The 13,506-nt window shown below is 63.8% G+C and carries 11 protein-coding genes; 10 read left to right on the forward strand and 1 reads right to left on the reverse strand.

Features of this window, described 5'->3' with window-relative positions:
• Positions 1-160: 160 nt before the first annotated feature.
• Positions 161-1,126 (reverse strand): thioredoxin-disulfide reductase, encoded by a 966-nt coding sequence (trxB, locus tag AC0GUR_RS17610; RefSeq protein ID WP_472878804.1) that lies wholly within the window; start codon positions 1,124-1,126, stop codon positions 161-163.
• Between the two features lie 507 nt (positions 1,127-1,633).
• On the opposite strand from trxB, the gene AC0GUR_RS17615 reads away from it, so the two are divergent.
• The 10 genes from AC0GUR_RS17615 (at position 1,634) to AC0GUR_RS17660 (ending at position 13,483) form a co-directional block, all read left to right on the forward strand.
• The gene (locus tag AC0GUR_RS17615; RefSeq protein ID WP_472878805.1) at positions 1,634-3,961 is read left to right on the forward strand and encodes a DNA translocase FtsK; all 2,328 of its coding nucleotides are present in this window, start codon (positions 1,634-1,636) and stop codon (positions 3,959-3,961) included.
• Between the two features lie 192 nt (positions 3,962-4,153).
• The gene (gene lolA, locus AC0GUR_RS17620) at positions 4,154-4,813 is read left to right on the forward strand and encodes an outer membrane lipoprotein periplasmic chaperone LolA (protein WP_472878806.1); all 660 of its coding nucleotides are present in this window, start codon (positions 4,154-4,156) and stop codon (positions 4,811-4,813) included.
• 6 nt (positions 4,814-4,819) lie between these two features.
• On the forward strand, positions 4,820-5,482 hold the full coding sequence (locus AC0GUR_RS17625) for a YoaK family protein (protein WP_472878807.1): 663 nt from the start codon (positions 4,820-4,822) through the stop codon (positions 5,480-5,482).
• A gap of 139 nt (positions 5,483-5,621) precedes the next feature.
• Positions 5,622-6,287 carry a response regulator transcription factor gene (locus tag AC0GUR_RS17630; RefSeq protein ID WP_472878808.1) on the forward strand — a complete coding sequence of 222 codons (666 nt, stop codon included), beginning with the start codon at positions 5,622-5,624 and terminating at the stop codon, positions 6,285-6,287.
• Positions 6,271-7,656, forward strand: coding sequence for a histidine kinase dimerization/phospho-acceptor domain-containing protein (locus tag AC0GUR_RS17635; protein ID WP_472878809.1), 1,386 nt, complete (start codon positions 6,271-6,273; stop codon positions 7,654-7,656). Before AC0GUR_RS17630 ends, AC0GUR_RS17635 begins: the two co-directional genes overlap by 17 nt.
• A 116-nt stretch (positions 7,657-7,772) precedes the next feature.
• Positions 7,773-8,798, forward strand: coding sequence for an efflux RND transporter periplasmic adaptor subunit (locus AC0GUR_RS17640; protein ID WP_472878810.1), 1,026 nt, complete (start codon positions 7,773-7,775; stop codon positions 8,796-8,798).
• Position 8,799: 1 nt separating this feature from the next.
• Complete coding sequence (locus AC0GUR_RS17645; RefSeq protein ID WP_472878811.1) at positions 8,800-10,113, forward strand: efflux RND transporter permease subunit; 1,314 nt, start codon at positions 8,800-8,802, stop codon at positions 10,111-10,113.
• Positions 10,001-11,869 carry an efflux RND transporter permease subunit gene (locus AC0GUR_RS17650; protein WP_472878812.1) on the forward strand — a complete coding sequence of 623 codons (1,869 nt, stop codon included), beginning with the start codon at positions 10,001-10,003 and terminating at the stop codon, positions 11,867-11,869. Before AC0GUR_RS17645 ends, AC0GUR_RS17650 begins: the two co-directional genes overlap by 113 nt.
• A gap of 10 nt (positions 11,870-11,879) precedes the next feature.
• Positions 11,880-12,191 (forward strand): DUF3240 family protein, encoded by a 312-nt coding sequence (locus AC0GUR_RS17655; protein ID WP_472878813.1) that lies wholly within the window; start codon positions 11,880-11,882, stop codon positions 12,189-12,191.
• Positions 12,188-13,483, forward strand: a complete 1,296-nt coding sequence (locus tag AC0GUR_RS17660) for a TolC family protein (protein ID WP_472878814.1) — start codon at positions 12,188-12,190, stop codon at positions 13,481-13,483. Before AC0GUR_RS17655 ends, AC0GUR_RS17660 begins: the two co-directional genes overlap by 4 nt.
• Positions 13,484-13,506 lie beyond the last annotated feature (23 nt).

Genomic DNA, 13,506 nt, shown 5'->3' on the forward strand with positions numbered 1-13,506 from the left:
GGGAACACCTCACCCTCTCAGTGCCGTCATTCCGGCGCAGGCCGGAATCCAGTGGCGATATGGCTTGATTGTCGCGAAGGGCTAGCACCCAGACTCATGGCGACAGCCAGATACTGCAGCAACTGGATTCCGGCCTGCGCCGGAATGACGATCAAAAGCTTCAGCTCGCCGGACCCTGCTGATCCAGCCAGCGCTCGGCGTCCAGTGCAGCCATGCAGCCGAAACCGGCCGAGGTCACGGCCTGGCGATAAACATGGTCGGCCACGTCGCCAGCGGCAAACACGCCCGGCACCGAGGTCATGGTGGCCATGCCATTCAGGCCGCTGCGGATCTTGATGTAGCCGTCGTGCATATCGAGCTGATCTTCAAAGATGCCGGTGTTCGGCGTATGGCCGATGGCGACAAAGAAGCCGGTGGCCTGAATATCGCGCGTCACGCCAGTGTTGACGTCCTTGACGCGCACGCCGGTCACGCCGGAGTTGTCACCCAGCACTTCGTCCACGCTGTGGTTCCATACCAGCTCGATCTTGCCGGCGGCGGCCTTGTCGAACAACTTGTCCTGCATGATCTTCTCGGCGCGCAGCTTGTCGCGGCGGTGCACGAGATAAACCTTACTGCAGATGTTGGACAGGTACAGCGCTTCTTCCACCGCCGTGTTGCCGCCGCCGATCACCACCACTTCCTGCTCGCGGAAGAAGAAGCCGTCGCAGGTGGCGCAGGCTGAGACGCCGCGACCCTTGAAGTGCTCCTCGCTCGCAATGCCGAGGTACTTGGCGGTAGCGCCGGTGGACACGATCAGCGCATCGCAGGTGTACTCGCCGGAGTCGCCCTTCAGGCGGAACGGGCGCTGCTTAAGATCCACGCTATGGATATGGTCGAACACCATGTTGGTTTCGAAGCGCTCCGCATGCTGCGCCATGCGCTGCATCAGCTCCGGACCCTGCACGCCCTTGTCGTCGCCCGGCCAGTTGTCCACTTCCGTCGTGGTCATCAGCTGGCCACCCTGCTGCAGGCCGGTGATCAGCGTCGGCTTGAGATTGGCGCGGGCAGCGTAGACGGCGGCGGTGTAACCGGCGGGGCCGCTGCCCAGGATCAGCAGGCGGCTGTGCTTGGTGGCTGTGTTCATGCGTTCCTTCTATCCGCGTGAGTGGCGGGGGTATCGGTCGTTCGGGTGAAAGGGGTGGGTCATCCCTGCTGGATGGCCGCGCCCCGGCAAATGGTACGCAGGCAGCGCCCTAAATGGGGGTTGGGGGTCCAGATTTCACGGGTGGGGCGGCTATCCTGTTGAGTTTTCAAGTAATGATCCATGCGTCATTCGCTTGATCCCCCCGTGAAGTTTCCCGGCAGGCGTGCGGTGTGTGAGCCGGCAAGCATGGGGAAGTGGCCCGGCTGATTCAAGCTCGGGGCCGCGTCGTGCGACATCCGCTGAAATGGGGCGACGGGACCTCGTCGGTGACGAACTCTGCCGCTATCCTTCCTCCTGTGGAGCAGGGGCATCCAGGTCGGTGCGGCGCGTTGGTTCATCCGGCGCTTATGGGCATGATTTAAGGTCTGCCCGTCGCTCGGCGGGTGCGATACGAGCGATCGCCAACAGGCGGCCGCCCTTTGGCAACGGAACAGGAAAAGGATCACGGTGGCGCGTAGCGCGAACGTCAAGAAGGAAAAGGAGCGCGAGGGCCTCAGCGAGGAGCTGAAGCGCCGTCTGCGCGAAGCCGGCGCACTGCTGTTGCTGCCGCTGGCCTTGTATCTGCTGGTTTGCCTGTTCAGCTACAACGATCAGGACCCGAGCTGGGGCCATGCCGGCACGGTGGACCATGCCCGCAATTTCGGTGGCTCGGTCGGCGCCAATATCGCCAATGTGCTGCGCTACATTTTTGGGTTGGTGTCTTATTTTTTCCCGCTGTTGCTGCTTATTCTGGGCGTGCAGGTGCTGCGCAACCGCGGCGAGCGCAGCGTGCAGCCATGGGAGCCTTCGCTGCGCCTGATCGGCTCGGTGTTCTTCTTCATTACCGCGCCGGCGCTGCTGTACCTCAATTTCAATGACTCGCCGATCTTGCCGCAGGGCGTGGGCGGGATCATCGGCATGTGGGTGGGCCGCAGCCTGTTGCATGGGTTGGGCGACAAGGGCGCGCCGCTGCTGTTGCTCGCGCTGTTCCTGGTGGCGGTGACGCTGGCCACCGGCCTGTCCTGGTTCCGGGTCATGGATGTGACCGGGCAAGGGGTGCTGAGGATCGCCGGGTGGTTCGGCGGCAAGCTGCGCGAGGCGCCAGAGGTATTGGCGGCCCGCCAGGCGCGCGCCGAACGCGAGGTGGTCAAAAAGACCGAGGCCGTGAAGCAGGCCAAGCGCGAGCCCGTGCGTATCGAAACGACACCTGCGCCCGTGGTGAAGAGCGAGCGCGCCAAGCTGGAGACCCAGATTCCGCTGTTCACGGGTGCCTCGGCGCCGGGCGAATTGCCGCCGCTGTCATTGCTGGACGAGGCGCCGGAGCAGGGGCCGGGTTATTCGGAAGAAACCCTGGAAGTGCTGTCGCGCCAGGTGGAGCTAAAGCTCAAGGATTTCCGCATCGAGGCCAAGGTGGTCGGTGTCTATCCGGGCCCAGTCATCACTCGTTTCGAGCTGGAGCCCGCCGCTGGCGTGCGCGGCTCGCAGGTGTCGAGTCTGGACAAGGACATTGCCCGCGGCCTGTCCGTGGTGAGCGTGCGTGTCGTGGACGTGATTCCGGGCAAGAACGTCATCGGCCTGGAGATTCCCAACGCTAAGAAGCAGATCGTCTATCTGTCCGAAATCCTGCGCTCGGACAAGTACGACGCCATGAAGTCGCCCGTGGCACTGGCGCTGGGCAAGGACATCGCCGGCCGCCCGGTGGTGGCCGATTTGGCCAAGATGCCGCATCTGTTGGTGGCCGGTACCACGGGCTCGGGCAAGTCGGTGGCGGTGAACGCGATGGTGCTGAGCCTGCTTTACAAGGCCAGTGCCAAAGACGTTCGCATGATCATGATCGACCCGAAGATGCTGGAGCTTTCGGTTTACGAAGGCATCCCGCACCTGCTCGCGCCGGTCGTCACCGACATGAAGGAGGCGGCCAACGCTTTGCGTTGGTGCGTCGCCGAGATGGAGCGCCGTTATAAGTTGATGGCCGCCGTAGGCGTGCGCAACCTGGCCGGCTTCAACAAGAAAGTGAAAGAGGCCGAGAACGCTGGCCAGCCGCTGCTGGATCCGTTGTTCCGACCCAATCCCGAGATGCCGAACCTGGCGGCTGAGCCGCTGGAGCCGCTGCCGTACATCGTGATCATCATCGACGAATTCGCCGACATGATGATGATCGTCGGCAAGAAGGTCGAAGAGCTGATTGCCCGTCTCGCCCAGAAGGCCCGTGCGGCTGGCGTGCATCTGGTGCTGGCGACGCAGCGTCCGTCCGTGGATGTGATCACTGGCCTTATCAAGGCCAATATTCCCACCCGCATCGCGTTCCAGGTGTCGAGCAAGATCGACTCGCGCACCATTCTCGACCAGTCCGGCGCCGAGGCGCTGCTGGGGCACGGCGACATGCTTTACCTGCCGCCCGGCACCGCCACGCCCGAGCGCGTGCATGGTGCGTTCGTGGACGACCACGAGGTGCATAACGTCGTGAACTGGCTCAAGTCTCAGGGCGCGCCGCAATACATCGAAGGCGTGCTGGAAGAAGTGCAGGCCACCAGTGACGGCAAGTTCATCAACGACTCGGGCCTGCCGCAGGAAGGCGAAGAAGGCGGTGACGCCGACGCTCAGCTGTACGACAAGGCGGTTCGCATCGTCACCGAGACGCGCCGTGCCTCGATCTCCGGCGTGCAGCGCCATTTGCGCATCGGCTATAACCGCGCCGCCCGCCTGATTGAGCAGATGGAGCAGGACGGAGTGGTGAGCGCGCCGCAGCACAACGGCAACCGAGAGGTGCTGGCTCCGCCGCCGCCGAAGAACTAATAGGGGCCTCGGTTCTAGCTCGTCATTCCTGCGTAAGCAGGAATCCAGCGTCTTTGCCCTTATTAGCGCTACAGCCGAAGCATAAAGGCACTGGATTCCTGCTTGCGCAGGAATGACGATTAGGAGGGGCCTCCTCAGCGTTAAGCTTCAGCACCCCACAATTCGCATTACAGCCTCACACTCAAGGCACCCATGAAACGCCTGCTTCTCCTCGCTACCGCCACGTTTGCGCTCTCCCTGAGCGGCCTCGCCATGGCCGCCGGCACTGCGCGCACCCGGCTCGACGCTTTCGCCACTGGCCTGCATTCGCTTTCCGGCAAGTTCAGCCAGACGCTGAAGGACGCCAACGGCAATGCTGGCAAGCCCAGCACCGGCACCCTGGCGCTTGAAGCGCCGCGCCAGTTTCGTTGGGAAACACTGACTCCGTCCAAGCAGACCATCGTCGCTGACGGTAGCCGCGTGTGGTTGTACGACCCGGATCTGCAGCAGGTGACGGTGCGCATGCAGAGCACCGAGGAGTCGCATAGCCCGCTGACCGTGCTTACCGACGTCAAGCAGATGGACAAGGACTTCAACGCGGTGGAGCAGGGTGAGCACGACGGCCTCTCCTGGCTACGCCTGACCTCCAAGGCCAAGGACCCGCAGTTTGACTACGCCGATCTCGGCTTCGATGCCAATGGCCTTGCGCGCATGGTGTTTCGCGATCAGCTGGGCGCCGTCACCGACATCCGCTTCTCCGGTTGGCAGCGCAACGTGCCGATCCCGGCCGAGACCTTCAATTTCGTGCCGCCGCCAGGTGCCGACGTCATTGGCGACCTGCCGGTGATGCAGACCCAGCCAATCAAGAACTGATCGCGCGTGTTGCGTCAGCTGCCGCGCTGGGCCTGGGTGGGTGGCGGTCTGCTGGCGCTCATCGCAGGCTGCATCAATGCGGTTGGCTATCTGTGTTTCCGGCATCAGCCGATCACGCATCTGACCGGCACTAGTACCGAGCTGGGGTTGGCACTGGCCAAGCTGGATACCGGCGAGATCACGCACTGGGGTCTCGCCATCCTGTCTTTCCTCATCGGTGCGATGCTCAGTGGTTTCATCGTGCAGCAGAGCACCCTCAAGCTGGGGCGCCGGTATGGCGTGGTGCTGATGATCGAATCCGTGCTGCTGTTTGCCGCCGGGCCGCTCATCCACCATCAGCACGATATGGGGCTTTATCTCGCCTCGGCCGCTTGCGGTCTGCAAAACGCCATGGTGAGTACCTATAGCGGCGCCACGCTACGCACCACGCATCTGTCGGGCATCTTTACCGATCTTGGTATCTACCTGGGCCAGCGTTTGCGCGGGCTCGAGGTGGATATGTTGCGCATCCACGTATGTCTGCTGGTGGCCAGCCATTTCATCGTTGGCGCCACTTTGGGTGCGATCGGCTTCATGGCATGGCAGGAACACGTGCTGCTGGTGCCGGCGACGCTCACAGGCCTGGTCGGGCTGGGCTACGCCATTTACCGGCATCGCCACGCAAACTGAGGCGTTCCGTAGCAGTGGGCGAGTGGATGCCTGGCATGCCCTATGATGCTCAGATGTTTCCTCACGCTTCGCGCACTCTGGCACTGGATTCGATCGCTCACTTTTCGGGCGACGTGGCTTGTGTACGTGCCATGCCGTCATGCGCCTGCTGATTGTCGAGGACTCCCCCGTGCTCGGGCGCGACTTGCGCGAGGCGCTGGCACGGGATGGACATGCCGTCGACCTCGCAGCCGATGGTGCACAGGCGCTGGCCTTCGCTACCTCGTATGTCTACGACGTGATCGTGCTGGACCTCATGCTGCCCAAGGTGGATGGTTGGGCTGTGCTGCAGCGGGTGAAGCAAAGTGAGGCGGCGCCCGGTGTGCTGGTGCTTTCCGCTCGAGATCAAGTGACTGACCGTGTTGATGCGCTGAATCTGGGCGCCGATGACTATCTGGTGAAGCCATTTGCCTACGACGAGTTGCTGGCACGCATTCTTGCTGTATCACGGCGCGGCTCCGGGCCGGTGCCACTGCTGCGCGCCGGTGCCTTGCAGGTGGATCCGCGTGCACGGCTTGCGCGGGTAGAAGGTCAGGTGCTTGCACTGACACCGAAAGAGTACGCACTGCTCGAAACCCTGCTGACCCAGCGCGGCACGGTGCTTGCGCGCGGCGCGCTGTTCGAGCACTTGTATGACGCGCGCAGTGAAGCCTCGGACAAGGTGATCGAGGTGCTGGTAAGTACCTTGCGAGGCAAGTTGGCGAAAGCAGGCCTGCCTGATCTGATCGAAACACGGCGAGGATTTGGCTATGTCATCGCCGCGTAGCTGGTTGCTCAGCTCCATTCACGGACGCTTGCTGCTCACCCTGTGTGTCGGCTTAAGCGTGCTGATGGCCGCGATGTTCGTCGGGCTCGACTACAGCATCGACAAGCGCATCTACCGCCAACTCGACGACACCCTGCTGGAGCGCGCCCGCGGCATTGTCGCCTTCCTCGAAACGCCCCCAGCCGATCTGGCCATGGCGCGCCTGCAAACGTTGCATCCGGCTTACGCAGGCGGCGGTCATACCGAATTTCTGCAAGTGTGGGACGCCGCGGGCAATACCTTGCTGGTCTCCGGCAGCAACGCGGCAGGGCGATTGACGCCACCAACCCAGGTGCCTGCCAACAAGCCGCTGTTCTACGACCTCGCCTTGCCAGACAACCATCACGGCCGGGCGGTGGCCCTGAAACTGTTGTTCCCTGGTACCGATCAATCTGCCGTGATCGCGGTGGCGGAAGAGCGCGAGCACGTCGATCGCTTTGAGCGTGGTGTGCACGTGGCCTTGTTGGGTGGCGTGTTTGGAACGGCCTTGTCGGCGGCGCTGTTGGCTATCGTCACAGTGCGTCGCGGCCTGCGCCCCTTGCTGCAATTCGGCGCCGCGGCTCGTCGGCCCAATGAATCACTGCAACTACCGCCACACCAGTTGCCACAAGAGCTGATTCCGTTCGCCGAAGCCCTCAATGATGCGCTGGCACGGTTGCAGGCGGGCATGGAGCGTGAGCGCCGCTTTTCCCGTGACGTTGCACACGAGCTGCGTACGCCGTTAGCCGAGATGCGCTCAGCGGTCGAGCTGGCGCAGCGTGATGCCGTGGCGCCGGCGTCGCTGGAGGGCGTGAACGAGGCCATCGACCGCATGCAGCGTTGCATCGATAGCCTGTTGGCGGTATCGAGTTACGAGTCGGGTCTTGCCAGGCCCGAACTCGAGCCCATGAACCTGGTGCCACTGCTTCGCCGTGCGGAGAGTGCCGGTGCACGAGTGAGGACTCAGCTCCCGGTTGAGGCCTGGGTGCAGTCCGACCCTGCATTGCTTGAGCGCATCATCGACAACCTGATGCTCAATGCGATGGAGTACGCACCTGAGGGCGATATCGTGCAAGTCGTGCTGGCCAAGCATACGGGTGCGTGGACACTGCGCATCGGCAATGCGGCTCCCGATCTGAGCGAAAGCGATCTGGCCCATCTCGGTCAACGCTTCTGGCGCAAATCGCCCGCGCGCGAAGCCAACCGGCACGGCGGACTTGGTCTGGCCTTGGCGGGTACGCTCGCGGGCGTGCTGGGCTTGCGTCTGACCTTCCAGTTGAGCGATGGGCTGTTGTGGGCCTCGCTCGGTGCCATGCCGGATATCGAATCCATCGCACTGTCCGAATTGTGATGTCCTGATCGCGCCATGCGGCGGTCGGTCGCAGCGCCAAAAACATCGGCACTCTTAAGCAGGGCCAAAGCTCCGCCTTTCGATACTCGTCACCCAGGCGATATGGGAGGCGTTGGATGTTGCGTTGGCTTGCAGGTATCAGTTGGGTCGCCCTGGCGACGGCCACGGCGTTCGCCGCAGAGTCAACGCCGCCCATACCCGTGGCGACGGTAACGCGCGTCGAGCGCATGCCGCTGGAGCAGCTCCCCGTCACCGTGCGATTACCGTTGGAAGGCACTGCCGTGGTCACCACGCCATTGCAGGGTGTCGTGCTGAACGTGTTGGTGCGTGAGGGCGATGCCGTCAAGCGTGGACAGCCACTGGCACGAGTGCAGAGTCGCGAGGCGATGACGCTCGGCGCAGATCTCGTCGCGGCGCAAGGCGTCTACAAGGTGGCGGCTGCCCAGGCAATGCGCGATCAACAATTGCTCGCCGAAGGCATCGTGCCCCAGGCGCGCGTGCAGGCCAGCGTGGCCGCGCGTGATGCGGCAGCAGCTCGACTGCACGAGTTGGAAGCCGCTCGCGCATGGACGCCGGCAAGCCATGCGGGCGCCGGCGTCTATGAACTGCGCGCGCCGCTGGATGGGCACGTTATCGAGCGTGCATTGCAGCCCGGCGCAACAGCCGAGGCACTCGCCAAGGCGTTCGTGCTGACAGCGGGCTCGAAGGTGATGATTGAAATGCGCGTGCCCGCATCGGCGGATGGTGGCGTGCGGCGTGGTCAGGAAGTGCGCACATCCGAGGGTGCTGTGGCGCGGGTAAATGAAGTCGGCGGCGTGCTCGATCCGGCAAGTCAGACAGTGTTGGTACGGGCCGACGGTGAGGCAGGCACCTTGCTTCCCGGCATGCAGACCAGTGCCACGTTATGGCTCCCGGCGCCTGCCGATGCAGTGTCGGTACCCGCGAGTGGCCTGCATGGCGAAGGCGCAGGCGCTCGGGTCTTTGTGCGGAACGGGCCGGGCTTCCGCGTGGTGGAGGTCGTGCAACTGGCTCGCGACGGCGATGCGCGTCGCATCGTACGAGGCAACCTGAAGCCTGGCGACGAAGTCGCCACCGGCTCACTCGATGTACTGCAGGCCCAGGCCGCCGCAGAAGGGCACTGACATGCTGCAACGCTTGATTGCCTTCTCGCTGGCCCAGCGACTGCTGGTGCTGGTCGCCGCACTGGGCTTGGTGGCGGCCGGTGTATGGGCGTTTCTCCGGCTACCTATCGATGCCTACCCCGATATCGCGCCGACCCAGGTCAAGCTGATTCTCAAGGCCCCCGGCATGACGCCGGAAGAGGTTGAGAATCGCGTGGTGGTGCCGCTGGAAATGGAGCTGCTGGGCATTCCACAGGCCGTCATGCTGCGTTCCACCGCCAAGTACGCCATTGCGGACATCACGCTCGATTTCACCGAGGGCACCGATATCTACTGGGCGCGGCAGCAGGTGTCCGAGCGTTACGCAGGCGTCGTGGGCGACTTGCCTGGCGATGTTTCCGGTGGACTGGCGCCGATCTCTACGCCGCTGTCGGACATGTTTATGTTCACCATCGAGGGCGGTGGCCTGTCACTTGCCGAGCGGCGCACCTTGCTCGACTGGACCATCCGACCCGCGCTGCGCACGATTCCCGGCGTGGCCGATCTCAATGCATTGGGCGGCGAAGTACACAGCTTTCTCGTGACGCCCGATCGAGCGCAGCTTTCTGCAGCGGGGCTGCATTTCCGTGACGTGATGGATGCCATCGAGCGCAACAATCGCAACGATGGCTCCGGACGACTTCGTGACGGCGACAGCGCATTAATCGTGCGCGCCGCGGGCGCCCTCGCCTCGCTGGACGACTTGCGTCAGGTGGTCGTGGCGGTGCGCGATGGCGTAGCGGTGCGCGTGGGTGATGTGGCCAAGGTCAGCTATGGCGCACTCACGCGATACGGTGCCGTCACCCGCGATGGCGAAGGCGAAGCCGTTGAGGGACTTGTGGTGGGCTTGCGCGGCGCCGACGCCTCGCAAACCGTTACCGCCGTGCAGCAGCGCCTGGCCGAGTTGCAGCGCAGCCTGCCGGCAGGCGTGCGCATTGAAACGTTCTATGACCGCAGCAGCCTGATCAAGCGCGCCGTAAGCACCGTGCAGGATGCATTGGTCGAAGCCAGTGTGCTCGTGGTGATCCTGCTGCTGCTGTTCCTGGGTGACGTGCGCGCGGCGATCGTGGTGTCGGTGACGTTGCCGTTGGCGGTGCTCTTTACCTTCCTGCTGATGCATGTCACCGGGATGAGCGCCAACCTGATGAGCCTGGGTGGTCTGGCGATTGCCATCGGCATGTTGGTTGACGCGGCCGTGGTGGTGGTGGAAAAACACCGTCAGTCGCCTGGTGCCTCATGCGGAGGGCAATGCAGTCGAGTTGCCCACCCTCTATCGGGTGTATCGCGCGACACGTGAAGTGGCTGCACCGGTGACGGCGGGTATCGTCATCATTGCGCTGGTTTTCATGCCACTGCTCAGCCTGCAAGGGCTGGAGGGCAAGTTGTTTGCGCCGGTGGCTATCACCATCGTGTTTGCGCTGGCGTCCTCGCTGCTGCTGTCGCTCACCGTGATTCCGGTGTTGTGCTCGCTCATTCTTCGCGAGGTAGCGCACAGCGATCCGTGGCTGATGCGGCAGATCGAACGCGGTTACCGGCCGTTGCTCGACTGGTCCCTCGCGCATGGCCGCGCCATGGCCGTGCTGGCCGTTGCCGGGCTGGGGCTGGGTGTAGTGGCCTACTTTCACACCGGCAAAACCTTCATGCCCACTATGGATGAGGGCGACATGCTGATGCAGCTGGTAAAGCCCGCCTCCATCTCGCTGGATGCGTCGCTGGATCTGGATCTGAAGATCGAGCGTGCCATCAAAGCAAAGCTGCCCGAAGTGGAGCATGTGGTGGCGCGTGTGGGTTCGGATGAGCTGGGCCTGGATCCCATGGGGCTCAACGAGACTGACATGTTTCTGCAGCTCAAGCCCCCTAAGCAGTGGCGCACGCCTGATGCTGCGTGGTTTGAAGATCAGTTGCGCGACGTGATGAAGGCTTTCCCCGAAGTGGAATACGGCTTCACTCAGCCGATCCAGATGCGCGTCTCGGAAATGCTGACGGGTAGCCGTGGTGATGTGGCGGTCAAGGTGTTCGGGCCGGATCTGAGTGTGCTGAATGGCCTGGCCAATCAGGTGGCCTCCATTCTCGAGCGCACCACTGGCAGCCAGGATGTGCTGGCGCAGACGCAAGAGGGCATGCGCTATCTCAGTGTGCAGATTGATCGTCAGGCGGCCGGGCGTTACGGGCTGGACGTTAGTGCGGTGCAGGACGAATTGCGCGCACAGCTCGAGGGCAGTCAGGCCGGTACGGTGATCGAGCGGCAGCGTCGCATACCCATCGTGGTGCGCGGCGCGGAGCGGATCGCTACGACACCGGAGCTATTCGGTCAGATCAGCGTGGCGCGGGGTGATGGTGGCGCGGTGCCGCTGGAAAGCCTGGCCGCGTTGCGCCCAACCAGTGGGCCGGTGCAGGTGCGTCGCGAAAATGCGTCGCGCTTCGCGCTGGTGCAGGCCAATGTCAGCGGGCGCGATTTAGTGGGCTTTGTTGACGAGGCTCGTGCTGCTGTCGACAAGGAAGTGCATTTGCCGTCGGGATACCACATCAGCTGGGGCGGTCAGTTCGAAAACCAGCAGCGTGCAGCGGCACGCCTTGGGTTGGTGGTGCCGGTGGCACTAGGCATGATTTTCCTGGTGCTGTTCTTCACCTTTGGTGCTGTGCGCGAAGCGGTGCTGATCCTGTGCAATGTGCCGTTTGCCTTGGTGGGCGGCGTGGTGGCGTTGTGGCTATCCGGGCAATACCTGTCGGTGCCGGCGTCGGTGGGCTTTATCGCCTTGCTGGGTATCGCGGTACTCAACGGTCTGGTGCTGGTGTCGTTCTTTAATCAGTTGCGCGCCACCGGCATGGCCATGTACGAGGTCGTGCGCGAAGGCGCGTTGCGCCGATTGCGCCCAGTGCTGATGACCGCATCCATCACTGCGCTAGGCCTGGTGCCACTGCTGTTCGCCAGTGGCCCGGGTTCCGAGGTGCAGCGTCCGTTGGCAGTAGTGGTGATTGGCGGATTGGTGACGTCCACCGCACTCACCTTGTTGTTGCTACCCGTGTTGTTCCGGCGCTTCTGCGCCCGCTGAGGAGCCCGTCATGCAAACTGAATTGAAACGCCTGACCCTGGTGGCTCCGCGCGCACTGGAAGAAGAGCTGGTGAACCTGCTGCTCGGCATGCAGCCTGCATTGCCCGGATTCACCACGACGCCGGTTGCCGGCCATGGTGAAAGCTTTGATGGTGCCAGCGTGAACGAACGCGTGCGCGGCCGCATCGACCGCGTGTTGCTCTGGCTTGTGCTGCCTGCAGACCGCGTGATGCGTGTGGTGTCTGCGCTAACCGGTGCGCTGCCCAGCAGTGACGTGGTGTGGTGGATTGAGCCCGTTGACGACATGGGGAGGCTGGCATGAAGCGTACGCTTCCCCTCTGGCTGGCGCTGGCTTGCCTGCCTGCATGGGCCGGCGAGTCGAGCGACGTCATGCTGCCCCCGCCGGAGCTGGTGCTCAGCGCCATCAGTCAGACGCCCGAGGTTCGTCTCGCGGAGGCCAACCTCAGTCGCGCCGATGCGCAAGCACACATGCGCGCGAGTGGCAGTTACGAGGCGCAGGCAACCGTGATCCCTCAGCGACGAAGAGTGGAGGGTGATCGCAATTACAACGAATGGGAGATGGATCTTACGCGCCCGATCCGTCTGCCCAACAAGGCGCGTCTTGATCGGGAAATCGGCGCGCAGGGGCAGCTGGCGGCGCAGCTGGGCCTGGAGGATGCGCATCACGCTGCCGCACGTCGGTTGCTCGCAGCATGGAGCGACTGGCAGCGTGCCAGGGCGCAGCGGTGGCAGCTGGGGCAATTGACTGACTTGGCCCGCCGCGACCGCGATGCCGTCGCGCGACGCGTCACCCTGGGTGATGCGGCCGAGCGGGAGCGCGTCGCAGCCGATGCGGCACTGGCGCAAGTGCAGGCGGCGTTGGTGGGGGCGCAATCTGCCGAGACGCAAGCGGAACTCACGTGGACCAGCGTGTTTCCGTCGCTGCCCCTGCCGCAGCGCGAGCCAGTCAGCGACTATGCGCCACCCGCACTGGATGGCAACGACGACACGTGGGTCGCCCAGATCGTAGCGCGTAGCCATGAGATCGGCGCCAGCGCCGCGCTGGCTCGTCAAAAGGATGCAGAGGCTCGGCGTGCTCGCGCCGATCGCGTGCCAGATCCTACGGTTGGCATCCGCGTACTCAATGATCTTGGCGGTCGCGAGCGTGCGTACGGTGTGGTGCTCGGCATCCCGTTGGGTGGCTCGTATCGAAAGGCGCAGGCTGCCTCGGCAAGCGCAGATGCCATGGCAGCTGAAGCCAGTCTGTCCATGGTGCAGCGTGACATCGAGCGCGAAGCGCGTGCGGTGGTGGCCGCAGCACGCGCGCATCGCAACATCTGGCTCAGTCAGCGGCAAGCACTTAATGCAGCTCGTGACAACGCAGCCAAGGCGGCTCGCGCCTATGCGCTTGGCGAGAGCGGCATCGCCGAGCTGCTCGCAGCCCGACGCGTAGAGCAGGAGGCATCGCTGGCCGAACGACAGGCGGCCATCGATGCATTGGATGCGGTCACGCGTGTTCAAGTGGATGCGCACGAGATCTGGCATCGCCACGATGACGACGAGCCACCGGTTGCCGACACCGGCCTGCCGAACCTGCCAACCATGGGTGGGTGACCGTCCGCCCGGTCTCCCTCGGC

This window comes from Dyella sp. PARNA 12/25, assembly GCF_055702865.1.